At 68.0% G+C, this 21615-nt stretch carries 25 protein-coding genes; 12 read left to right on the top strand and 13 right to left on the bottom strand.

What is annotated here, in order from left to right:
- Positions 1-38 precede the first annotated feature (38 nt).
- The 4 genes from IU452_RS17365 (at position 39) to IU452_RS17350 (ending at position 2889) form a co-directional block, all read left to right on the top strand.
- On the top strand, positions 39-872 hold the full coding sequence (locus tag IU452_RS17365) for an SDR family oxidoreductase (protein ID WP_195110091.1): 834 nt from the start codon (positions 39-41) through the stop codon (positions 870-872).
- 156 nt (positions 873-1028) lie between these two features.
- Complete coding sequence (locus tag IU452_RS17360) at positions 1029-2129, top strand: S1 family peptidase (protein WP_195110090.1); 1101 nt, start codon at positions 1029-1031, stop codon at positions 2127-2129.
- Positions 2130-2185: 56 nt separating this feature from the next.
- Entirely contained in the window at positions 2186-2377 is a 192-nt protein-coding gene (locus IU452_RS17355; RefSeq protein ID WP_195110089.1) for a DUF5708 family protein, read from the top strand.
- Entirely contained in the window at positions 2353-2889 is a 537-nt protein-coding gene (locus IU452_RS17350) for a TetR/AcrR family transcriptional regulator (RefSeq protein WP_195110088.1), read from the top strand. Before IU452_RS17355 ends, IU452_RS17350 begins: the two co-directional genes overlap by 25 nt.
- Before the next feature lie 8 nt (positions 2890-2897).
- Here the strand turns inward: IU452_RS17350 and IU452_RS17345 are convergent, their stop codons facing one another.
- From IU452_RS17345 to IU452_RS17330, 4 genes are all read right to left on the bottom strand, one after another.
- Positions 2898-4070 (bottom strand): glycosyltransferase, encoded by a 1173-nt coding sequence (locus IU452_RS17345; protein WP_195110087.1) that lies wholly within the window; start codon positions 4068-4070, stop codon positions 2898-2900.
- A complete protein-coding gene (locus IU452_RS17340; protein ID WP_195110086.1) occupies positions 4070-4837 on the bottom strand; it encodes a DUF2334 domain-containing protein in 768 nt (255 codons plus the stop codon). The genes IU452_RS17345 and IU452_RS17340 overlap by 1 nt, the downstream gene beginning before the upstream one ends.
- Positions 4838-4884: 47 nt before the next feature.
- On the bottom strand, positions 4885-5724 hold the full coding sequence (locus IU452_RS17335; protein WP_195110085.1) for an alpha/beta hydrolase: 840 nt from the start codon (positions 5722-5724) through the stop codon (positions 4885-4887).
- A 148-nt stretch (positions 5725-5872) separates the two neighbouring features.
- Complete coding sequence (locus IU452_RS17330; protein ID WP_324192691.1) at positions 5873-6511, bottom strand: FUSC family protein; 639 nt, start codon at positions 6509-6511, stop codon at positions 5873-5875.
- Between the two features lie 355 nt (positions 6512-6866).
- Here IU452_RS17330 and IU452_RS17325 point away from each other — a divergent pair, with 355 nt between their 5' ends.
- Positions 6867-8000, top strand: coding sequence for a PucR family transcriptional regulator (locus IU452_RS17325; RefSeq protein ID WP_195110083.1), 1134 nt, complete (start codon positions 6867-6869; stop codon positions 7998-8000).
- Here the strand turns inward: IU452_RS17325 and IU452_RS17320 are convergent.
- The 5 genes from IU452_RS17320 to IU452_RS17300 all read right to left on the bottom strand — a co-directional run bounded on the left by IU452_RS17320 (position 7957) and on the right by IU452_RS17300 (position 13872).
- Entirely contained in the window at positions 7957-9333 is a 1377-nt protein-coding gene (locus tag IU452_RS17320) for a M20/M25/M40 family metallo-hydrolase (protein ID WP_195110082.1), read from the bottom strand. The genes IU452_RS17325 and IU452_RS17320 overlap by 44 nt on opposite strands.
- Complete coding sequence (locus IU452_RS17315; protein WP_416382333.1) at positions 9330-10985, bottom strand: CocE/NonD family hydrolase; 1656 nt, start codon at positions 10983-10985, stop codon at positions 9330-9332. The genes IU452_RS17320 and IU452_RS17315 overlap by 4 nt, the downstream gene beginning before the upstream one ends.
- A gap of 54 nt (positions 10986-11039) precedes the next feature.
- Positions 11040-11945, bottom strand: a complete 906-nt coding sequence (locus IU452_RS17310) for an oxygenase MpaB family protein (RefSeq protein WP_195110080.1) — start codon at positions 11943-11945, stop codon at positions 11040-11042.
- 83 nt (positions 11946-12028) lie between these two features.
- Positions 12029-12673, bottom strand: coding sequence for a response regulator (locus tag IU452_RS17305; RefSeq protein WP_195110079.1), 645 nt, complete (start codon positions 12671-12673; stop codon positions 12029-12031).
- On the bottom strand, positions 12670-13872 hold the full coding sequence (locus IU452_RS17300) for a sensor histidine kinase (protein WP_324192676.1): 1203 nt from the start codon (positions 13870-13872) through the stop codon (positions 12670-12672). Before IU452_RS17300 ends, IU452_RS17305 begins: the two co-directional genes overlap by 4 nt.
- Before the next feature lie 108 nt (positions 13873-13980).
- Between IU452_RS17300 and IU452_RS17295 the strand changes: the two genes are divergently transcribed.
- The 6 genes from IU452_RS17295 (at position 13981) to IU452_RS17275 (ending at position 16937) form a co-directional block, all read left to right on the top strand.
- A complete protein-coding gene (locus tag IU452_RS17295; protein WP_195110078.1) occupies positions 13981-14676 on the top strand; it encodes a GAP family protein in 696 nt (231 codons plus the stop codon).
- Positions 14677-14795: 119 nt separating this feature from the next.
- Positions 14796-14960, top strand: a complete 165-nt coding sequence (locus tag IU452_RS17290) for a hypothetical protein (protein ID WP_195110077.1) — start codon at positions 14796-14798, stop codon at positions 14958-14960.
- Between the two features lie 133 nt (positions 14961-15093).
- The gene (locus IU452_RS17285) at positions 15094-15915 is read left to right on the top strand and encodes an SDR family NAD(P)-dependent oxidoreductase (protein WP_195110076.1); all 822 of its coding nucleotides are present in this window, start codon (positions 15094-15096) and stop codon (positions 15913-15915) included.
- Between the two features lie 20 nt (positions 15916-15935).
- Positions 15936-16010 carry a 50S ribosomal protein bL37 gene (locus tag IU452_RS39500; RefSeq protein WP_393454191.1) on the top strand — a complete coding sequence of 25 codons (75 nt, stop codon included), beginning with the start codon at positions 15936-15938 and terminating at the stop codon, positions 16008-16010.
- Positions 16011-16162: 152 nt separating this feature from the next.
- Positions 16163-16600: a TY-Chap domain-containing protein gene (locus IU452_RS17280; protein ID WP_195110075.1), complete on the top strand. Its 438-nt coding sequence runs from the start codon at positions 16163-16165 to the stop codon at positions 16598-16600.
- A gap of 157 nt (positions 16601-16757) precedes the next feature.
- Complete coding sequence (locus tag IU452_RS17275) at positions 16758-16937, top strand: hypothetical protein (RefSeq protein WP_195110270.1); 180 nt, start codon at positions 16758-16760, stop codon at positions 16935-16937.
- Positions 16938-17006: 69 nt separating this feature from the next.
- Here IU452_RS17275 and IU452_RS17270 read toward each other — a convergent pair whose 3' ends face one another.
- Entirely contained in the window at positions 17007-17864 is an 858-nt protein-coding gene (locus IU452_RS17270; protein WP_228817963.1) for a tyrosine-protein phosphatase, read from the bottom strand.
- Positions 17865-18181: 317 nt separating this feature from the next.
- On the opposite strand from IU452_RS17270, the gene IU452_RS17265 reads away from it, so the two are divergent.
- On the top strand, positions 18182-19081 hold the full coding sequence (locus tag IU452_RS17265) for a LysR substrate-binding domain-containing protein (RefSeq protein ID WP_195110073.1): 900 nt from the start codon (positions 18182-18184) through the stop codon (positions 19079-19081).
- 34 nt (positions 19082-19115) lie between these two features.
- On the opposite strand, the gene IU452_RS17260 is transcribed toward IU452_RS17265, so the two are convergent.
- The 3 genes from IU452_RS17260 to IU452_RS17250 are packed head-to-tail and all read right to left on the bottom strand — an operon-like array spanning position 19116 to position 21091.
- On the bottom strand, positions 19116-19652 hold the full coding sequence (locus IU452_RS17260; protein ID WP_195110072.1) for a carboxymuconolactone decarboxylase family protein: 537 nt from the start codon (positions 19650-19652) through the stop codon (positions 19116-19118).
- A gap of 44 nt (positions 19653-19696) precedes the next feature.
- A complete protein-coding gene (locus IU452_RS17255; RefSeq protein WP_195110071.1) occupies positions 19697-20455 on the bottom strand; it encodes an SDR family NAD(P)-dependent oxidoreductase in 759 nt (252 codons plus the stop codon).
- A 33-nt stretch (positions 20456-20488) separates the two neighbouring features.
- Complete coding sequence (locus IU452_RS17250; protein WP_195110070.1) at positions 20489-21091, bottom strand: phosphohydrolase; 603 nt, start codon at positions 21089-21091, stop codon at positions 20489-20491.
- Positions 21092-21615 lie beyond the last annotated feature (524 nt).

Genomic DNA, 21615 nt, shown 5'->3' with positions numbered 1-21615 from the left:
TCATGATTGTAAGTCAGTCAACTAACTAAGGACTTCACATGATCGTTGTCACGGGTGCCACCGGAAACGTCGGCCGCACGCTTGTCCGCAGCCTCGCCGAGCAGGGTCACGAGGTGACCGCCGTCTCCCGGCGCATCACACAGGCCGATATACCGCCCGGTGTCCGCGCGATCGCAACCGATCTCTCGGGGTCGCCTGCCGGTCTATTCGCCGACGCGGCCGCGGTCTTTCTGCTGATCGGAGGAGACCTGATGGCAGGCGGCGAGCCTGCCCGGGTCGTCGCCCCGTTCGCCGGTTCCGGCAGGATGGTCCTTCTCTCGTCTCAAGGGGTGGCCACCCGCCCGGACTCCCCGTCACACGGCCGAGCCTTTGCGGCCTTCGAGCAGGCTGTCGCCGAGTCCGGTGCCGATTGGACCATCCTGCGTTCCGGCGGCTTCGCGTCCAATGCCTATGCCTGGGCGCCGTCCGTCAGGGCGAGCCGCACGATCGCAGCACCCTTCGGCGAGGTCGCCCTGCCGATCATCGATCCCGACGACATTGCCGCCGTGGCCGCGACGACCCTGACGCAGCCGGGTCATGCCCGGGCGATCTACGAGCTGACCGGTCCCGCGCCGATCACCCCACGCCGGCAGGCGGTCGCCATCGGTGACGCCATCGGCGAACCGATCACCTTTCTCGACCGGACCCGGCAGGAGGCCCGCACCCACATGCTCACCTTCATGCCCGCCCCGGTCGCCGACACCACCCTGGACATCCTCGGCAGCCCAACCGCCCACGAACAGGCCGTCAGCCCGGACGTCGAGAAGATCCTCGGTCGCGCTCCCGCCGCCTTCGCCGACTGGGCCGTGCGCAACGCCGCGGCATTCCGCTGACATCGCGGGGCCAGTCCTGCCCAGGCGTGTTGGGGGGCTCGACGCACTGCGACGAATTAGGCTCGTCCTGCGGTCATGAAAGTTTGCCCACCGACAAAGAGGTCAGCAAGATACGAGTGAGGAGGCTGAGTGTCCGTACGATGCTCCGTCGCGCGTGTGGTGGTGATCGTTTGTGGTGTTGCGACTTCGGCGGTGGTAACGGGATCGGCCGCGGTGTCGGCGGAACCCGGGATCGGTGGTGATTTACCTCCCGAGTTGGGCATTGCGATTTCCCGCGACCTCGGACTTACGGTGGCGGAATATCTCCAGCGTTCTGATGCGGCCCAGCGGCTGAGTGAATTCGAATCGGCGGCACGCCGCGATTATCCGGCCGTCCTTGCGGGCGTTCGGCTGGACGAGGCGGGCCGTCCGGTCGTGACATTGGTCGACGGCCCGACCACGCCTGCTGCCCGCAAGGCCGCGGAGACCGCCGGATTTACGATCGAGACCATTGCCGAGACCGAATCGACGCGGAGGAACGGGAAAGAGGTCGTCGACGCGCGGTCCGCAGTGCCTGCGGCCACCGCTGCCGACGGTCCGGCCGTCGTCGGCGGGACACCGTATATCGTCATCTCGAACGGCCGAGGTGGTAACGGGGGGCCGTGCTCGACGGGGTTCAACGGCACCGACGGCGACGGCAATACCGTGAATATCACCGCAGGTCACTGCGACCTGAACCGTGCCGGCGCGGGCACGCCGAACGCAGCCGCCCTCGTGCTCGACCTCGCACCTCCCCCCGGTCAGCAACTCGGAACCTTCCAGAGGATCGGCAGCTTTCAGAAGTCCGTGTTCGGTGATCGCGATTATGCGATTGTGCGGATCGTCAACGCGGCCGCCGAGTCCCGTTTCCGGAACAACCTGGTGGGCGTGCGCGGTGGCCCGGCGATCCCGATCAATGGGGTCGCCGAGCCTGTGATCGGCGCACCCGCCTGTAAATCCGGCGCTATCACCGGCTTCACCTGTGGCACAGTGCATGGAGTGGATGAGTCGTTGACGACCAACGGAGACGTTCCCCTCCACAACATGTTCTGGACAGACATTCTCTCTGTGCCCGGCGACAGTGGCGGTGCGGTGGTGACCGGGACCAAGGCGCTCGGCATCGTGTCCGGCGGGACCGCCGGGTACCTCGATACGGGGCAACTCGTACCCGTAACCACCGCCCAGCCGCTCAGTATCGTGCTCGCTGACAATCCCGGCCTGAAGATATACACCGACTGACGCCGCCGGATGCTCGTTCCTATACAGTCGTACTGTACGTCTGTATAGGAGGGCTTGTGGGAACGAAGTGGTCGATCGGCATCGGTGTCGTGATGGTCGTTGTCGGGGTGGTGTTGTATTTCGTGTTCCGGGATGTGGAGACACCAATAGTGGGGTTGCGGCAGGCCGGGGTCGTGCTCGCGGTGGTGGGGGTGTTGGAGGTGGCCGGGTCCGGATACGCGTGGTGGCGCGCGTCGAAGGGCCGGTGATGCAGGGGGAGCATGTGCTGGAGGCGGTATTGACGGTGCTCGCGGAGCGGGGGCCCGACGCGTTGAGCGTGCGCACCGTGGCCGCGGCGGCCGGGGTGTCGCCTGCTCAGGTGCAGTACTACTACCGAACCAAGAGCGAGCTGATCCGGTCCGGTTTCGCATACGCCGGGGAGCGGTTCCTTGCCGATCTGCGGGCCGCTGCGCCGAAGACGTTGCGAGACACGATCCTGCATTGGTTGCCGCTCGACGACCGTCGAGATCGCCGGGCTCGGGTGTGGCTCGCCTACGCCGCGATGGCGGCGGTGGACCCGGAGCTGGCCCGCGAGTCCGCGGCGCTGGACGCGGAACTGCGTGCGTGGTACGCCGACGCCGGACTGTCGGAGAGCGAAGCCGCGCAACTGCTGGCGTTGATCGATGGACTCACCGTGCAATGCCTGGTCCTGCCGATTCGACAGCGGCAGGCGCTGGTCGAGCGGGTGATGGATCCGTTCCTGGCCACGCTGGCCACATGAGGGGCCGGTCAAGCGGATTGGGCGGCGGGGGCGTAGTCGGCGTAGAGGTCGAGGAGGGTGGTGACCGTGGTGGACCACGGGAAGCGTTCGGCGGTGCGGCGGGCGGCGGTGCGGCGGCGGTGTTCCGGAATGGTCAGTAGGGTGCGGACGCCGGTGGCGAGACCGGCGGGGCTGCCGTCGCATTCGATGCCGGAACCCGGTGGGCCGAGGAGTTCGCGGGCGGCCCCTGCCCGCGGGACGACCACCGGGGTGCCGCAGGCGAGGGCCTCGAGGACGGCCAGGCCGAAGGTCTCGGCGGGGGAGGGGCACAGGGCGAGGTCGGCGGCGGCGACCATCCGGGCCACGGTGCGGCGGTCGCAGACGTGACCGAGGAAGGTGACGGGAAGGCCGGAGGCCTGCTCGCGCAGGCGATCTCGCAGCGGGCCGTCGCCGATCACCGTCAGTTCGGCATCGATACCGCCGTCCCGCAGCAGCCGTAGCGCCTCGATCGCTCGTCCCGGCCGTTTCTCCCGGGACAGACGGCTCACCAGAACCAGGCCCACCTTGCGCGCCGGTTCGGAAGGCTCACCCGCACAAAAGGTTCCGGGCAGACCGGAATCGGGGACCAGCCGCAGTGACACCGGGCGCGGTTCCAGCGGACGGAATGTCTCCAGATCCACACCCAGCGGAATGCGATGCACATTGCGGGCACCGATGCGGGTGAACTCGTCGCGGGCGAAGCCCGAGGTGACGATGATCTGGTGAGCACGCGCGGACAGGCGGCGATTGGCGAGGTCGGCAGCGGTGGCCAGGGGGAAGCCGGGCGGCACCCGCGAGCGCAGGATGGCGTCGATGCGTTCGTGCGAGAACAGCACCAACGGCACGCCGGTGCGTCGTGCCCACGGCGCCAGCCAGCGCACACTCAATTTGTCGCTGCATTCGAGCACGTCCGGGCGCAGCCGCTCCAGCAGCGACCGGGTGCGCCGCGCGGGCAGGACGTGGTACCCGGCGCTGCCGAAACGCGGCCCGCGCACCGTGATTCGGCGTCCGGCCGAGGTCTGTTCGTCGGCGTCGGTCGTGCCCGGCACCACCAGCACCCGATCGTGTCCGGCGGCCAGGTAGCCGCGGCCGATCTCATCGACGCAGGTGCGCAGCCCACCCGACGCCGGGGTGTAGAAGTTGGCGAGCTGCACGATCCGCATCAGCCGACCACCTCCCGCGGCGCGACGACTTGCATGCCCGCGCAGCCGATCACCTCCGCATAGGTCATGGCGTGGGCGCCGGCGGTGAGGGCGGCTTCGATGGAGCGCAGGGCGGCGTCGCGGAGCCCGGGACGATGCAGATCGTCGGGGTGCAGGGCGATCCGCACGAATCCGCCGCGCAGGGCGGTGCTATGGGCCAGGGCCTGCATCAGCCGGGCCGCGGTCCGCTCGCCCCGTCCACCCGGCCGCTGCGACAGCGCGAAACCGCGGTGGCGGCGGCCCGTGCGCAGGTCCCGCACGCCGAAATGGTCGGTGGTGTGCGAGAAACCGGCGCGGCGCAGCACCCGCACGGCGGCCGGTGAGGCCAACCACCCGGGCGGGGTGAAACCCGTTGTCGCCAAGCCCATGTCGTCCATCACCGTCATCGCCTGTCGCAGCCGGACATCGGCGGCGGCGGTGTCGAGGGCGGCGAATTCGGCCGCGCCGCGCGCCACCAGATGCGCGACCGCCCGGCGCAGCAGCGACCCGTCCCGCGGCGCGCGATGATCCCACCCGTGCAGCACGATCTCGTCCCCGTGGGCGCGGCGCTCGCGCAGGAACATTCCGTAATCGGGCGCGTCGGCCAGGCTCGTCCCGCGCCAGGGACCGGGGATGACCAGCAGCGATACCGGGATTCCGAACGCATCGGCGTCGGCGCACCAGCGCGTGGTCTCGGCGTCGCTCCCCGGAGCGACATCGTGGATACTCACCACCAGACGTGCGAACACGCGCGCACGCTAGCAGCGTCCGGTTGCCATCAGCTGAACAATCGGAATCAGCGATCCGCGAGGTGCTTGTCCAGCCAGTCGACGACGTCGGTGAGGACGATGTCCTGCTCGGGCTCGTTGAAGATTTCGTGGTAGAGGCCGGGATAGCGCTTCACTGTGAGATCCTTCGCCCCTGCCTCCCGTTCGACGAGGTCGGTACCCTTCGGAGAAGCCAGTCCGTCGCCGGTGCCGTGCATGACCAGGGTGGGAACGGTGAGCCGGTCCAGGCGCCGCCGCACGGTCTCGGTCGTCTGCAGCATCTCGGCGGCGGTGCGGGCGGGGAGTTTGCCGCGGAATACCAGCGGGTCGGTGTCGTAGGCGTGCACCACCTCCGGATCGCGGCTGACGGTCGACGAATCCAGTTGCAGCACCCCGAGATTCGGAGTGAAGCGGCTCAGCAGGGGAGCGAGCAGCCGTTGCACGGGATTGCCCGCCTCGATCACCAGCGGGGGCGCCGAGACGGCGATACCGGCGACATCCAGCGGCGCCCGGGTGGCCAGGCGGAGCGTGATGAGGCTGCCCATGCTGTGGGCTACGAGGAAGCGCAGCAGTCCGGGGTGTTTACCGGACGCGAGCTCGAGCAGGGCCGCCACATTGTCGGCCGCGCCGTCGATGGAGTCGATATTGGCCTTCGTCCCGGCGGATCGCCCATGCCCTATGTGGTCGGGCGCATACACGGCGAACCCGCTGTCGGCCAGCCGCCGCCCCACATGCTCGTAGCGCCCGGAGTGCTCGGCCACCCCGTGAATCAGGCCGACCACCGCACGCGGCTGCCCCTCGGGCAACCATGCACGCCAGAAGATCGGCCCACCGCGCCCGTCGAATTCCCCTGTCTCGCTTCGCCCCATGCCGCCTCCACTGTTCTCCAACCGATGCCGCACCCGCCCGGCCATCGATCCCAACCGACACGTTACGCCGCGCCATTGTCCCCCAGCGCCTTACCATTACGCCGGAAATGTCGCCCTTTCCCCAGCGCTGGGCACCACCGGCGGGGGCTCACCGCGTGTTCTCCGGGACCGCCAATTCGGCGAGCGTCCGATAACCGGTGCGTTCCGCGGTGATGATCCGCTCCTCCGGCAGCGGTGCGCTCCACCACTCCCCGCCCGCCGTGTCGGCCGCCTCGCGCAGCTCGACCAGGGCCCCGCCCAGCCGGGCCCGCGTCGCGGACCGGTCGGGATCGGTCGAGACGCTCGCGGTGATCTCCTCCACGTCGCGCAGCGTCCTTTCCAGGCGACCGGATACCCGCTTATTGGGTACGAGGAAGACGACCAGCACACCCACCGCGGCACCCACGCAGGTGTCGAGCCACCGGTCCACGACCAACCGGTGCGCCGACGGATTACCCGCGAATTCCGCCATGAACAGGGCCAACGGCGTCGCGAAAACCATTCCCAGACCGTAGTTCCGAGGGAAGGCCCACTCCGCGGGCACGATCAGGACCACAGTGGCGAGGACCAGAGCCGTGGGGCTGTGTGTGACCGGGACGAGCGCGGTGAACAGCACGACGCCGCCGAGGCTACCCAGGACCCGCAACGCCGCGCGCTGCCAGGTCACGGCGCTACTTGCGACGACGATGACGGCGGCGGTCAGCACCGCCCAATTGGGGCGTTCGACTCCCGCGGCCCTTGTTGCGATTGACCTGGAGGAAGAACCACCCCATGCCCGGTACTCGGCTACCCTCGAGTGCGCCGCCGCCGGAGTTTCGTCGGCCGTTCGGCCGCGAGGAGGTGTTCATGGTCACCGCGATGCCCCCTTCCCGTATGTAGCTATGAATTAGCTATTGCGGCAATAAGGCTCTGCTACGGTTCCCGGACGACGCTCTGTGCTCTATGGTCAGCCCATTTTGCCGTGACGCGCTCATTTTGCTGGCCATTTCTATGAAAGCCCGCCGTCGCGGCCGAACGCACTGGGCGCACGATCCCGGAATCCGGCATCGGACTGTGCGGTGGCACAGTAGTCGGCACCGTCGGCTCTGATCGGGACATCGTGGATGGTCCAGCGACTGCCCGAGAGCGTGCCCGAGGTCGGCGGCCTCGACCCACAGCAGCGTGTCCTGATGGAAAAGAATCTGCGCGAGGCCATGGAGACCGTCTGCGAACACCTGCTCGGCGGTGCCGCCCGGTTCGACTACGCCTATCGGGCCGGTGAACGCCGCGCCGAGGCCGGGTTCCCGTTCAAGGCGATGGTGTCGATGGTCCTGGAGACTTCTCGCGTGTTCAACGAGGAGATCCTCGCCGAAACCCGCGATGCGGACCCGCAGCTACAGACCGTGCTCAACGACCGATTGTTCACAGCGATGAATACCGGCATCGCGAACCTTCTCGCCGGGTACCACCAGGCGTCCGTCACGCGGGTGCAGCACGACTACGAACACCACACCGCCCTGGTCGACACACTATTGGCCGGGCGCGGCCGCGCACCGGCCGCGCACGGCACGGTCGCGGAATCGCTCGGCCTGCCGCTGTGCGGAACCCTCCGGGTGCTGGTCTGCGAGCGCCGAAACGGCGGGGACTCGCCGGTTTCCGACATGCGACACCGCCCCAACGATCCAGTGCGGATGGTCCGGCGGCTCAACCCCGGTGAGGAGATCGCCGTCGTCGCGCTCCCCGGCCCGGATCCGCGGATACTGCAGGGGGTACTCGAGCGCTGCGGGACGGCCCGGACCGGCGTGAGCGCCGAATACACCGACGTCGACGACACCGCGGAAGCCCTTCGGCAGGCCCGGCGGGCGCTGGCCGGTCTGGCCGGTACCGACCGCCGCGTCGCCAACTACGGTGACGATCCCTTCGCCCTGCTGATTCTCGCGGCCCCGACCGAAGCACGCCGGGTGGTCCGCACCCGCCTGGGCCCCATCCTCGCCCTGCCCACCGCCGATCGTGACATGCTGGTGGACACGCTGCGGGCCTGGTTCACCGCCCACGGATCGACTCCGCAGACCGCGAAAGCCCTACGCCGCCACCGCAACACCGTTCGCCTGCGGCTGCTGCGGATCCAGGAACTCACCGGCATCGACATCACCGACCCGACCGCCGCCACCGACCTGCGCGCGGCGTTACGCGCCCTGGACCTGCTGCCGGACCTCATTCGGCCCCCTGACGCGTCGATTCCTGGGCCGGGACGGTGAGGTGGGTGATGAGGTGGTGGTTGAAGGCGATGAGGCGGGCGTAGTTGAGGCGGGACAGGCGTTCGTCGGTGCCGTGGATGCGTTCCAGATCGGCGCTGGTCAGGGCGATGGGGGCGAAGTTGCAGCGGGTGGTGGCCAGGCCGTCGTAGTGGCGGGAGTCGGTGGCGCCCGGGACGACGCCGGTGGTGATCACGATGCCGGGGACGACCGTGCGGGCGATGTCGGCGATCAGGTCGAAGGCCGGGCCGGGGGCGCCGATCGTGGAGGGTTCGGAGGACATGCCGTGCAGATCGATCGACACGCCGCTGTCGCGTATCACCCGGCGGCAGTGCTCGAGTACGCCGCCCACCGAATCACCTTGCAGGATACGGAAATTCACCAGCGCCTCGGCCTGCTGCGGCAGCACGTTCGCCTTCACCCCGCCGCGGATGACCGTCGGCGCGGTGGTCGTGCGCACCAGTGCCTCGGTTTGCGGGCGGGCCGCCAGCACCCGCGTCACCGCCGGTCCCGCATACGGCAGCAGCCCGAGCGCCGGACGGGCGGGCGCGGGTAGGGCGGGACGTATCCGGCTCAGCATCTCGGCGATGACCGGCGTCATGCGCAGCGGTAACGGGTTGTCCTGCAGCCGCCCCACCGCCCGCGCGATCCGCCCCACCGCGGTCTGACGCCCCGGCATCGAGGAATGCCCGCCGACGCCGGTGACGCTCAAACGCACCGTCGCCCAGCCCTTTTCACCGCGCATGATCGATGCGACCGGCCGCCGCGCCCCGGCCACATCGGTGAGAATCACCCCACCCTCGTCGAGCAGCAGATCGGCCCGCACCCCGAGACCACGCAGCCGGGCCGCCATAGACGTCGCCCCACTGGTGCCGAACGCCTCCTCGTCGTGACCGAACGCCAGATACAGTGTGCGCCGCGGCGTTCGGCCCGCCGCCAGCGCCGCCTCGACCGCCTCGAGAATCGCCAGCACCCGGCTCTTGTCGTCGATCGCACCACGGCCCCAGACGAATTCATCGTCGACGACCCCGGCGAACGGCGGATGCGTCCAGCGCTGCTCGTCGTCGACGGGCACGACGTCCAGGTGCGCCAGCAGCAGCGCCGCGGTGCCGGGTTCGGTTCCGGCCCAGCGATACAGGCGGCTGTGCCCGAACGTCTCCAACTCCAGGTGGGCGTGCACCCGCGGAAAGGATCGTTCGAGGTGGGCGGCCAGCCGCTCGAATTCGCCCTCCGCGCCGTCGTCGTCACCGTCGGAGGAGATCGTGGCGCAGCGCAGCGCGGCCGCCAGTCGTTCGGCGGTGGGGTCGTCGACGCCGGTGGTGGGTGCGGCGGTCATCGGTCGGCACGGTCGGGAAAGGTGACTGTCACCGTTGCATTGTTCAGCACATCGGGGCTCACCGTGGTGCCCTTCTCCCTGCGCCATTTGGTGATCGCCTCGGTGACCGCGCCGACCACGTCGGACTGCCGCACCCCGGTCACCAGCGGCAGCTCCACCGTGCCACCGGCCACCGTCACCCGGGCGTTGGCGGGGGTGTGCGACCACACCTCGTCGACCACATCGGTGACCCGCACCCCGATCCGGTGCCCCGCGGGGACGAGCCAGTCCTGCCCCAGCAGCCGCACCTGCGCGGTCTCGGTGACCGGGGCGATGCCGCGAGTGATCACGGTGCCGCGCCCGTCCGGCGCGAGATCGTACAGCTCGACGGTGACGGTCGCCTCGGCGGGCCCACGCAACGACAGTGTGGCCGTGGGGATTCCGGACAGATGCTGATCCTGCGCCAACGGCTGCGAAATCGACCAGATCTCCCGATCGGGCCCGGGGATCAGGCCGCGATCGGTGTAGACACCCGGACGCAGCGAGACCGGCACTCGCCGGGCATCCGCGGGCGGCCACGCCGTCTCACCCCGCCACTGGCCGTCGAAGCGGCCGACCGTGATGCGCGGTCCCGGCACCTGCACATCCCGCCCGGCCACGTGCCGGTCGAAGAAGGCCAGCAGTTCGGTGTCGAATTGCGGTGTGCCGCAATCCACGTGGCACGTGCGGTGGCCCCACTGCCCGAACCAGGCCTTGTGCTCACCCGGTCCGAGCCCGTTCCAGAGGTCGAACACCCGATAGGCGCGGGTGTTGTAGTCGACGAAACCCTGCCCGAGAAACAGCGGAATCGTAGTGCCGCGCAGCCGATCCACCAGATCGCGGTCGCGCCAGAATTCGGTCGCGCCGTCGTGGTTCATGATCTCCGACAGATACGGCTGCGCACATTCGAGCGGATTGCGCGCCGCATCGGCCTGATATTCGGCCGGATCCGCCGGGTGCGCGGGGGTGGCCGAGATCAGCAGATGTTCGAATCCGACGAAATCGGCGGGCCGAACCCCGTTCTCGGTCACCGGCTTTCCGGAGAACTTCCAGGAGATGCCCTGCATGTACAGGTAGGAGTAGGGATCGACCACCGGTTCGAACGCCGCCACCGCCGCCAGCCCCTGCGGTTCGGTGGCCAGGCCCATCAATCCGGTCCAGCCCTCGTAGGAGGTGCCGAACAGCCCGACCCGGCCGGTCGACCACGGTTGGCGCGCAGCCCATTCCACGGCGGTCCGCACATCCTCACGCTCACCGGGGCCGCCGAAATCGGGGCATCCGCTCGACCCGCCGAACCCCCGCAGATCCACGATCACATAGGTGTACCCGGCCTGCAGGAACATCTCGGTCTGCAGGTTCTCGGTGGACGGGCCACCCTGTGGCCGGGGATTGCTCAGGTAGGCCAGATGGGCGCGATACGGGCTCACCGTCATCGCCACCGGGGTGCGCACGTCGTCGGCGATCCCGGCCGGACGCAGGATATCGGCATGCAGCCGAACGCCGTCGGGCGTGGTGAGAAATTCCTGCCGCCACTGAAACGGCACGGTCGGCGCGGCGACCGCCGTCACGGGAGACAGCAGACCCAGCACCAGTAGCAGCCCGGTCAGGCCGCGCACGATCAACGTCCGGAGCACCATAGGACTATCGAGTCTGCCCGGACGCAGGTCCAGCCCCCGGAACCGGGGTACTTAAAGCGGCCGCAGATCGATCATCTTGCGCAGGCGGGCGCGGTCGCGCTCGAGGCGGCGGGCCTCGTAGGCGATGGGGAAGTAGCGCAGGCGTTCCGGCAGCAGCGGCACGGTGCGGCCGATGGTCCAGCCGAGGGCGCGCAGGGTCAGCTCGTCGGTGGCCGACCAGCGCAGGCCGAGTTTGCGGCGGACGCTGTCGGGGGTGGTGCCGACGGTGAAGAAGTACTGCAACCGCCCGACCGGCGCGGCCGCCACCTTCCACAGCGGGTTCAGCGCACGCGGGACGAACGACGGTCGCCCGATCGTGCGGATGACGCGTAGATAGTCGTAGGCGACCTCGTTGGGCTCCAAGTGGGTTTCGACCGTGTCGGCGAAGAACTTCTCCCACTCGGCGTAGGTGGCGGGAATCTCCTTGGGCGCCACCGAGAAATTGCGCATGAGCTGCACCACCTCCCGGTAGTACTGCTCTTTTTCGGCCTCGGTCAGTTCCTGGCGCGTGAAGTATCGGTTGCCCTCGGTGTAGGCGTAGACGGCCGTGTGCAGCACCCACGCCCAGGGACCCGACGACAGCGCGGTGTGCCGGACGCCGTGGGCGTCGACGGTGTTCAGCGTCGCGTGCATGGTGCGCAGCCGATCCGCCTCGGCCAGGGCCTCCTCGCCCGCGTAGATCCACATCATCACCGAGGCGATACTGCGGGCCGCGCGGCCGAGCGGGTCGGTGCGGAAGGTCGAATGTTCGTCCACCACAGCGGCGATCGTGGGTTCCATCGTCTGCAGCAGAAATGCCGACCCGCCGGTCAGGGAGAAGGTGATCAGCCCGGCCTCGTCCCACATGCGCGAGCCCGGCCCGAACGGCCGCCGGTCCTCTCGGGTCTTCCGATCGATGCGTGCGACTGAAGCGGTCATGGGTGATCTCCTTTGATCACTCGACAATGAGAGACTTATATTCGAATCATCTCACTATGTCGATCTCGGGGCAAGGTCGCATGTCAGCGCTGACCGGCCTCGCGGGCGAGGATGGCGGCCTGGACCCGGGAGCGCACGCCGAGCTTGGTCAGCACCCGCGAGACGTGCGTCTTCACGGTGGCCTCGCCGATGTAGAGGCGCCCGGCGATCTGTGCGTTGGACAGGCCCTCGCCGAGGCAATCGAGCACCTCGCGTTCGCGGTCGGTGAGGTCGGCGAGCAGGTCCGGCTGCGGTTCGGCGGGTGGGCTGCCGGCGGCGAAGGCGGTGATCACCGCCCGGGTGACCTCCGGGGCGAGCACCCCGTCTCCGGCGGCCACGGCACGGACCGCGTCGACCAGCGCCGGGCCGGAGGCCGATTTCAGGATGAAGCCGGAGGCGCCCGCGCGCAGCGTGCGGAAGACGTATTCATCCAGGTCGAAGGTGGTGAGGATGAGTACCCTGGCGAGGCCGTCGGCGACGATCCGCTCGGTCGCGGTGATGCCGTCCACGCCGGGCATCCGCACATCCATCAGCACGACATCCGGTCGCAGCGCCTTGGTCTGGGCCACCGCGATATCGCCGTCGGCGGCCTCGCCGACCACCTCGATACCGTCGGCGGTATCCAGAATCACCCGCAGCCCGGCCCGGATCGCGCCGTGGTCGTCGGCGATCAGCACCCGAATCGTCATGCCACCTCCGGTTTGTCGTGCAGCGGCAGCCGGGCTCGCACCACCCAGCCGCCGTCATCGGGTCCGGCCGTGAGGCTTCCGCCGAGGGCGGCGGCCCGCTCGCGCATGTTGATCAGGCCGCGCCGGGCGTATTCTGCCTCGTCACCGTCGCGGGCGACGGGGGCCGGGAGCGGATTGCACACCGACAGCGTCAATGCGTCGCCCTCGGCGTCGACCGCGATATCGACCGCGCGGCCCGGCGCATGCTTCATCGCATTGGTCAACCCCTCCTGGATGATTCGGTAGGCGGCCTGATCCACCACGCTCGGCAGCGCCGCGCTGTCGCTCGAATCCCGCACGCGCACGGCAATTCCCGTGGCCCGGGCGGCGTCGATCAGGAGGGGGAGCTGGGCCAGCCCGCGTGGCGCGGCGGCCTCGTCGGCGCCCCCGTCGTCGCGGCGCAGCAGCCCGATCATGGCGCGCATCTCCTGCAGGGCGGCAACGCTGTTGGAGCGGATCGAGCCGAGGATACCGGTGACCGCCGGATCGGCGTCCTGACGGGCGAGCAGGCCGAGGACGGCCTCGGACTGGATGGCGATCGCCGAGAGATGACCGGCGATCACGTCGTGCAGATCGCGGGCCATGGTCTTGCGCTCGTCGGCAATCGCCGCGCGCCGGTCCAGTTCGGCGACCAGCTCCAGGGCTTGCGCGCGGGCGTGTTCGGCCTCGGCCATCTCCTTGTGATGGCGCACGGCCAGCGCCCACCAGATCGGCATGCCGATGAACGCGAACGCCGCCGCGAACGCGATCGCCATCAGCCGCCAGTTGCCGGTGGCCACGAGGACCGCGAGCGGGATCGCCGCCATGACCACCGAGCACACGACAACCACGACGCGTGATCGGGGCCGGGTGGCGTACAGGCATGCCGCGTAGATCAGGTCCGAGTAGATGATCCAGATCGGCAAGGTGGGGCCCAGCACCGCGTCGATGCCGATCGGCACCAGCCCGAAAACCAGTGCCGACATCGGTGTGCGCCGCCGCAGCAGGGTCGCCGTGCACAGCAGCGCAAGCACGCCGAACCGGACTGCCAGAGGGCGATCGGGGGACGGAATGGCCATCGGGTAGAGGCCGGACAGATACAGAGCCGCGCCCACGGCGAACGAGAGCAGCGCGATGAGCACGTCCTGCACCGTGGCCGACAACGCGTTCCACTGCTTCACAGCACCATCACAGCACAGGCCCGCAGAATCGGGGTCAGCCGAAATGAGGACCCGCGTTCGATCCGACGGCCGACGCCGCGCGAGTGCGCCGCAGGCGAGTCTGGCTGCGTGATCCTGATTCCGGCCCTCATCGGACTTGCCCTGGTGGACAGCACCAGCATCGGCACCCTCATCGTCCCGATCTGGCTGCTGCTGGCCCCGGACCGGCCACCCGCGCGGCGGATGCTGGTCTATCTCGCCGCCATCGCGGTCTTCTACTTCATGCTCGGCGTGGTGCTCATGACCGTCGTGAGCACGGGCTGGGATCGGCTGGGCGGGTTGGCACACAGCCCGGTCGTGCTGGTGCCGCAGTTACTGCTGGGCGTCGCGCTGTTCGCGGTGTCCTGGCGGTTCGATTCCAAGAAGCGCCGGGCCCGCGGTGAGCCCGACCGCACGGCCGCCTGGCGCACCCGGGCCCTGCAGCGGCAGTCCTCCGCGGGCGGGCTGGCCGTGCTCGCGGTGAGTGCGGGTACGCTGGAAGCGTTTTCGATGGTGCCGTACCTCGGCGCGATCGGATTGCTGGTGTCCAGCGATCTGCCGATCGGTGTCTCGATCGCCTTGCTGGCCGGGTATTGCGTGGTCATGGTGGTGCCCGCGCTGGTGTTGATCGCCGGACGGTCGCTGCTGCACTCCGCGATCGAACCGCTGTTGACCAAGGTCGACGGATTCCTGTCCCGGCATGCCGACAGCGCCACCGGGTGGGCCCTGGCCATCGCGGGAATCGTGTTGGTGCGCGGGGCGATCAGCGGGCTCGCGGCCGCTTAGCGTCGATCCCGGCGTGTAGTGGATAGGGGCAGGGCAGTCGAGGGGACGACGCGGAAATTTTTCGTCAAGACGGCGGCGGGAACTTGCCCGAGACCATCGTCACCAGGTCTGATGGAGTCATGGCCGACATGCGCACGAACCTTCGTGCCCCGCAGGCGATCCCGGATATGTCCGGGACCGGCGGGTTGTCGCCGTGCCGCCGGGAGCCGGCGCCGACCGGTCTGGAGCGTTTCGGCTTCGGCGGCGAGGACGAGCCGCCATCGTGCCGCTCGCTGATCCTCTGACGGCCGAGCCCGGCCGAATTCGTCACCGGTAGTACCGGATTCGCTCGACGTCTTTCCCCCTCTCACGCGCAGGTCCCGTCGCGCCCGATCGGCGCGGCCGCATCGGCCTGCCCTGCTCCGGAATGGATGACCCATGCCCGATTCTGTTTCTCCCGCTCCCACCGCGCTCGTCACCGGGTCCACCAGCGGTCTCGGATTCGCCCTGGCCCGCCGTCTGGTCGACGACGGCGCCACCGTGATCGTGCACGCCCCCGACCGGGCCAGCGGCGATCTCGCCCTGGAAGAGCTGGTCAAGGACGGCGCCGAACCGTTGCGGCTGCGTCTGGTAGTGGCCGACTTCACCGACTTCGCCGCGGTGCTCACGCTGGCAGGCGAATTGGCCCGGACCGTGCCGACTTTGGACGTGCTGGTCAACAACGCCGCCATCGTGGGCCCGGAGCGGCGCACCCGCACCGCGGCCGGTCACGAGGTGACCCTGCAGGTCAATTACCTTGCGGCGTATGCGCTGACGAAGGCGCTGACCGGCGCGCTCACCGCCGCCCGGGGCCGGGTCGTCAACATCTCCTCCGAAATGCATCGCGGCGGCGCCATCGCCTGGAACGATCTGGACCGCAAGAAGGGGTACTACCTGCCGCTGCCGGTCTATGCGCAGTCCAAGCTGGCGCTGACCATGTTCACCCGCACCCTCGCCGACACTCACGACGGTGCGTTCAGCGCCGTCAGCGTGGATCCGGGCAATGTGAAGACCGGAATGCTGAAGCTGTACGGGCAGGTGGGCCGCCCGGCCGCCGAGGTGGCCGCGGAGATCGCGCCGCTGTTCGACCCGCGCGGCGCGGTGGTCGACGGCGGCTACTACGTCCGCCGGGAACCGGCGAAACCCGCTGCGTTGGTGGACAACCCGGGTATTCGCACCCGGTTGGCCAAACTCACCGCTCGGCTCACCGAAATCCACTGACAGACAGGAGATATTCGATCATGTCCAAGCGCGCCGACAAGAAACGCGCCCGCCGCAAGAAGAAGGCCAACCACGGCAAACGGCCCGGCGCATAGTGCCACCCACCGGCGTCCCGTCACCCAGGGTGACGCCGGTGCCTCGGCCTCTGAAACCGATACCCCACACGGTATTTCGGCGGCACGGCGGTGGCGACGGCGTATGATCGGCCCATCGTGAGAAGGGCGCCGGGGGACAGATGAGCGAAGCGGTGGCTGCGGAATGGGTCGGATTCGTGCAGGCGCTGGCCCGATGTCTGTCCGAACTGCCCTCGCGCGCCACCCTGGTCATCGCCGCGCCCGGTAACCGATACGTGCAGTTTCTGCAGTACGACATCAAGCTGACCGTCGAACTCACCGGCAATCACTATCTGGCCGAACCGATTTCCGCCGCCGCCGAACAGCGATTACGGGAACTGGGGTGGACCCCGCCGGTGCCCGCGCACGAGATCGAGAACTGGCACCGCACCCTGCTGTGGCCGATCTCGCGGACCGGACTGATCGAATTGGCCGCCGCGGTGGCCTACGGACTGCACGACGCCCTCGGTGTCGGCTCCCCGTCGGAGTTGCGGGCCATGGGCTGGACCGAGGCTTCGGGCGATCTGGATCTGACCGTGCTGGGCGCGATCGCACGCCGCCGCGTGATCTGAGCGGTGCCGCCCGGCGGTGGCGCGTAACCCCGGTGTACGAGATCCTTTCCGCCCCAGCGAGTTCACCTGTTGTTTCAACAGAGTTTCGACAGATTTCTTGTGGGATCGGTGGAACAATAGATCTTCCCCCGTCCCGGGAGGTGAAGGAGTCCCAGCAATGATCCGTCCGCACTTGCGCCACGGCGACCATCGCCCCTGGCTGCCCGCCCTGCGCGACTACGCTCGCCGTTCGCTGGCCCGTCGCACCTTGACGCGCGAGGAACGCCGCAACATGGCCGCGTCCCAGCGTCCGGCGGCCGTCTACAGCGCCTCCCTGGGCTGTCATCCGCACTTCTGATCGTCGGGGAGCGATCGTAGAACGCGCAGAGCCCCAGCGGTATTCGCTGGGGCTCGGGTCAGAGGGTGTCTAGCCGACCAGGTTCCTGCGGAGTTGCACGATCGTCTGCGGGTCGAGGCCCAGACCGTTGGTCAGGTACCTGCCGAAGTCGCCGATCTCCCGCAGCGCGGTGTCCAAGTACTCGTTGCGGACCTCCTGCAAGGGGATCAGCAGATCCGGATTCTCCATGTAGCCCGCCTGCTTGACCTGCTCGCGCAGTTTGGCGTCGGAGGCGGCGCGGTACTGGTTCGACAGCAGGTAATCCTGGCGCGCGGTGCGCTCCGGGACGCCGACCGCCCGCAGCACGATATAAGTCGTCCAACCGGTGCGGTCCTTGCCTGCGGTGCAGTGATACAGCGTGGGCCTGTCGGTGGCCGCGAGGTCGCGAATGGTCTGGGCGACCTTGGCCTTGGTATCGGCACTGGTCGCGAGGGAGATGTACATCTTCTTCATGATGTTCTCGGCACCGCCGTTGCCGAGGACCTCCTGCTGCCTTTGGTAATCCCTGGACTGAATCAGCTGCACCATCAGCTGCAGCATCCCGGTGTCATCGATCGGACGCGAGATGAGTGGCACGCCGGGCGGCAACCTGTCCGCACCCATGATCCGGACCTCTGTCGGGGTGCGCAGATCGATCACCTGCTTCAGGTTCAGCGCGGCGAGTTTCTGGATGTCGGAATCGGTCAGCCCGTTCAACGCGTCGGCACGAATTGCCTTGTCGGACTTCACCGTCTTTCCGTCATAGGTGCGATACCCGCCGATATCCCGGACGTTGACCGCACCTTGTAAATCAATCTTTCCACCGGCCACGGCCTCCACCGACGGCGCGGACTCCACACCGGGTGCGGGCTCCACCTCGGGCTGGGCCGTCACCGTCGTCGCCGTCAACGCAATAGTCGCCAAACCGGCGCCAATCAAGGAAATTAACGAAACCTTCATGGCGGGCGACATTAGAACCGCCGCTGTACCCCCGAGGTCTTTCCGCACCAGAAAACCGCATCAGCCCCACTCACCGAGACTGCCCACCGTACCCACCGGGACTGCTCCTGGACAACGAAAATCGCCGTGCTCTCGCGAATTTCAGCGAAGGGCATTTCGGCTGAATGATCTTTCCCCCATTGCTCATGCCACCATACCGTCGAATCGGCCACCACGCACGTGTCGGTCAACCGTCTTTACCCGGGCTGCCTGATACGGTTTTCGATATGGATCTGACGCCCCGGCTGTTGGAGCAATACCTGGCCGTCGCCGAGGAACTGCACTTCGGCCGCGCCGCGCAACGGTTGTCGATCAGCCAGCCCCCGCTGTCACAGGCCATCGGACGACTCGAACGCGGGATCGGTGTCGCACTGCTCGACCGCAGCAACAAGAAGGTGCGCCTGACCGCCGCGGGGGCGGCCTTCGCCCAGGATGCGGCGCGCCTGCTGTCGGCTCAGCACGCCGCGGTGGACCGGGCCCGCCGCATCGGCCTCGGACAGGCCGGTGACCTGCGCATCGGCTCGGGCACCATGCTGTCGTTCCGCTACTTCCCCGACCTGCTCGCCGCCACCGCCGAACACCTCCCCGACCTGCACCTGCACACCCGCCAGGAACCCTCCGCCCGGGACCTGATCGAACTGGTACAGGCCGACGCCCTCGATATCGCCTTCGTCGTCGCTCCCGCCCCCGATACGTCGGGTCTGGAAGTGATCACGGTCCACACCGAAACTCTGCGCGCCGCGATCCCGGCCACCCACCGCCTGGCCGGCGCCACCTCGATCACCCTCGCCGACCTCCGCGACGACAACTTCGCCCTGCCCAGCGAGAACGTCCACGAACTGGGCCACCAGATCCAACTGGCCTGCCGCCAAGCCGGTTTCACCCCCCGCGACTACGCCCGCTCCGACAACTCCATCGGCCTGCTCAGCTACATCGCCGCCGGTCTGTGCGTCAGCCTCATACCGCCCACCCCCTACCCGGGCGTCACCTATCTCCCCCTCGACAACCCGCCCTCGGCCGCCGAAATCACCGTCCTCGCCGTCCACCGCGCCAACCCCGACCCCGCCATCCGCCAGCTCCTCACCCTTATCCACGCCCGACAAGGGAATCCCGGCCGAGATCGGTGAAGTGCCGGATCCACCGCCGTTGCTGCGCTGGTCGTCACGAATTGGAGGCTGAGCCCAAGACGCTGGGCTTGTCGTCGAGGTCGATGTCGAAGTTCTCGATGAATCGTGTCGTCGCCATGTAGTGGCCGACCAACAGGGTGAGCGTGACGAGGTTTTCGTCGCCCAGCGCGGTGCGGGCTACATCGAAGGTCTTTTGGGGCACACGGAAATTCGCTACGCATTCATCGACGTAGCCGAGAGCGGCCGACGACAGCTTGTCGAGTGTCGCGTAATTGCCCGTCTTCGCCGCGCTGATCTGTTGTTCGGATGCTCCTGCGTCCCTGGCCCGGCCGACGTGTTGTAACCATGCATAGTCGCAGCCGGTGAGTGTGCCGACACGCAGTATCGCCAGCTCCCGCAGGGCCGGGTCGAGGGAGGACCTCGCAAAGCTCATGCTCAGCCGCAAATAGCCCTCCGCGATTTCGGGGTTGGTCGTGAGCAGGCCTCTGATCAGGTTGGAGGGGAACGCCTCATACACCCGGCGTTTGTCGGTCGCCATCTCCGACGGATCGAGAAGATCAATGCGAGCCATCAGGATCCTCCTGTGTGTCCAATAGTGAATGGTGGTTGCGCCCGCTACGGGATCAGCCCGCCATCGACGGGCACCGCATGCCCGGTGATGTAGCCGGCGGCGTCCGAGCACAGCCATGCCGCCGTCTCGGCGACTTCGGCGGGTTCGCCGAACCGTCCCAAGAGGATTCGGGACACCAGTGCTTCGGCCAGGGATCCGGTCTGAATGGCGGTTTCCATCATCGGCGTTCGGGTCCCTCCCGGGCAGAGGGCGTTGACCCGAATGCCGTGTCGGCCGTACTCGACCGCGCCCGCTTTGGATAGTCCGACTACCCCGTGTTTGGCCGCGTCGTAATCCGCCTGCCGGGGAAAACCCGCCAGGCCCCCGACGGAAGCGTTGTTGAGAATCACGCCCCCGCCTTGGGCGAGCATCTGCGGGATCTCGTATTTCATGGAAACCCACACGCTGGTGAGATTGACCGCGATCATCCGATCCCAGCTCTCGGGGGTGATCTCGTGCAGCAGAGCCGAGGTTCCGGAGATGCCCGCGTTGTTGAAGGCGCAGTCCAGGCGGCCGAATCGGGTCACCGCCGCAGCGACCATGGCAGCGACGTCGTCGTGCGAACAGACATCGGTTCGGACGAACACCGCTTGTCCACCGGAATGCCGGACCGCGTCGGCGAGTTCGCGGCCTTTCTCCTCGTTGATATCGGCCAGCACCAGGCGTGCGCCGTGCCTGGCGAACGCCTGTGCCGCTGCCGCGCCGATACCCGACGCGGCACCGGTGATCAGCGCAACTTTGTCTTCGAGAAGGTTTGTTCCCATTGCGTTTCCGTTCGCCGGTCGTCGCCGTGGGGGTCATTCGGCGAAGGGCGAGTCCTGGGGGTCTCGGTCGAAAACGCCGGAGTTGACGAGCTGGGCGGAAAGGGAGTCGGGTTTGCGTTCGGCGTGGTCCTGGCTGGTGCGCCGGGTGTATTCCCGGTAGGCCTTGCGTGGCCATTTCTGCACCACGGCGTCGATGAAGTCCGCGTCGAACTCATCGGCGAACTCGCCCCGGTTTTCCATGGCGCAGGCCATGGCCAGCAAGGCCACTTCGTGCCTGGGGTCCTGGAAGGTCTTGGTGTCCACGTGGAGCAGGGTCGCCTCTTTCACGGTCTCGGCGCGCTTCTTGGGGCAGCCGTGCTCGAGGAGGAATTTCTCGGCGGCGTTGCCCCCTTCCACCTCGAACGATTTCGGGCCGTCGAAACGCTCGGTCACGCCCAGGTCGTGCAACATGGACTCCAGGTACAGCAGCTCCCGGTCCACCCGCCACTTGCGGTGTTCGCCCAGGGCACAGGCCCACTGGTAGACCCGGTGGCAATGGTTGACCAGCACCTCGGGTGCACAGTCGGTCAGCAGGTCGGTCGCCGCCTGGGCCAACGCCGAATCCGGCGCCGCCACCAAATCCACGTGTCCAGACATTGTGCTACTCCTTTCTCCTCCTGACGCTCGCTCTCAGGGTGATCCTGCATATGGTTGATAGCTTCAGCTTCGCTCCAGCAAACTATTCCGTCAAGTATCTTTACCTGGCAGGGTTGATATGGTTTTTAATATGACCTGAGCGCGACGTCGAATTGTTTCGGAGCGAGGGTGGAGGCCCGAAAAGGCCGAGGCCCCAGCCGGATTCGGCTGGGGCCTCGGGGGAGTTGGTGCGGTACTGCGACTTACACGTCGAAGTAGAGCTCGGACTGCTATCTAGGCGTTTGTCGTTTGCGGCAGGTATTGGTACAAGGGCTCTACCAGCGGATTCATCCGTTGGTAGCGTTGGCGTCAGAGGGTGCCTTTCGACTCTGCTGCGTACTCTCTGCGTACTGATGCGACAGACCTCGGCTTAGGTCGCAAGCCCCAGGGCGGACGCCGGTTTCTCGGCATCCGGTCGAACCGTCGCCCCGCCGTGTCCGACCAGATCGGGCACGGCCGACTTGGCAGGCGGGCATGTACGGGCT

Origin of the sequence: Nocardia transvalensis, assembly GCF_015477765.1 — a bacterium.
GTDB lineage: Bacteria > Actinomycetota > Actinomycetes > Mycobacteriales > Mycobacteriaceae > Nocardia > Nocardia transvalensis_A.
The sequence above is the reverse complement of the archived record's forward strand: the minus strand, read 5'-3'. Positions and strand labels throughout refer to the sequence as shown.

What these genes read in the sequence shown, in the direction of transcription:
- IU452_RS17310 (WP_195110080.1), bottom strand. Translation starts at nt 11,945, where the DNA reads ATGACCGCTTCAGTCGCACGCATCGATCGGAAGACCCGAGAGGACCGG.
- IU452_RS17345 (WP_195110087.1), bottom strand. Translation starts at nt 4,070, where the DNA reads ATGCGGATCGTGCAGCTCGCCAACTTCTACACCCCGGCGTCGGGTGGG.
- IU452_RS17325 (WP_195110083.1), top strand. Translation starts at nt 6,867, where the DNA reads ATGGTCCAGCGACTGCCCGAGAGCGTGCCCGAGGTCGGCGGCCTCGAC.
- IU452_RS17320 (WP_195110082.1), bottom strand. Translation starts at nt 9,333, where the DNA reads ATGACCGCCGCACCCACCACCGGCGTCGACGACCCCACCGCCGAACGA.
- IU452_RS17305 (WP_195110079.1), bottom strand. Translation starts at nt 12,673, where the DNA reads ATGACGATTCGGGTGCTGATCGCCGACGACCACGGCGCGATCCGGGCC.
- IU452_RS17285 (WP_195110076.1), top strand. Translation starts at nt 15,094, where the DNA reads ATGCCCGATTCTGTTTCTCCCGCTCCCACCGCGCTCGTCACCGGGTCC.
- IU452_RS17255 (WP_195110071.1), bottom strand. Translation starts at nt 20,455, where the DNA reads ATGGGAACAAACCTTCTCGAAGACAAAGTTGCGCTGATCACCGGTGCC.
- IU452_RS17265 (WP_195110073.1), top strand. Translation starts at nt 18,182, where the DNA reads ATGGATCTGACGCCCCGGCTGTTGGAGCAATACCTGGCCGTCGCCGAG.
- IU452_RS17365 (WP_195110091.1), top strand. Translation starts at nt 39, where the DNA reads ATGATCGTTGTCACGGGTGCCACCGGAAACGTCGGCCGCACGCTTGTC.
- IU452_RS17250 (WP_195110070.1), bottom strand. Translation starts at nt 21,091, where the DNA reads ATGTCTGGACACGTGGATTTGGTGGCGGCGCCGGATTCGGCGTTGGCC.
- IU452_RS17335 (WP_195110085.1), bottom strand. Translation starts at nt 5,724, where the DNA reads ATGGGGCGAAGCGAGACAGGGGAATTCGACGGGCGCGGTGGGCCGATC.
- IU452_RS17290 (WP_195110077.1), top strand. Translation starts at nt 14,796, where the DNA reads ATGGCCGACATGCGCACGAACCTTCGTGCCCCGCAGGCGATCCCGGAT.
- IU452_RS17260 (WP_195110072.1), bottom strand. Translation starts at nt 19,652, where the DNA reads ATGGCTCGCATTGATCTTCTCGATCCGTCGGAGATGGCGACCGACAAA.
- IU452_RS17275 (WP_195110270.1), top strand. Translation starts at nt 16,758, where the DNA reads ATGATCCGTCCGCACTTGCGCCACGGCGACCATCGCCCCTGGCTGCCC.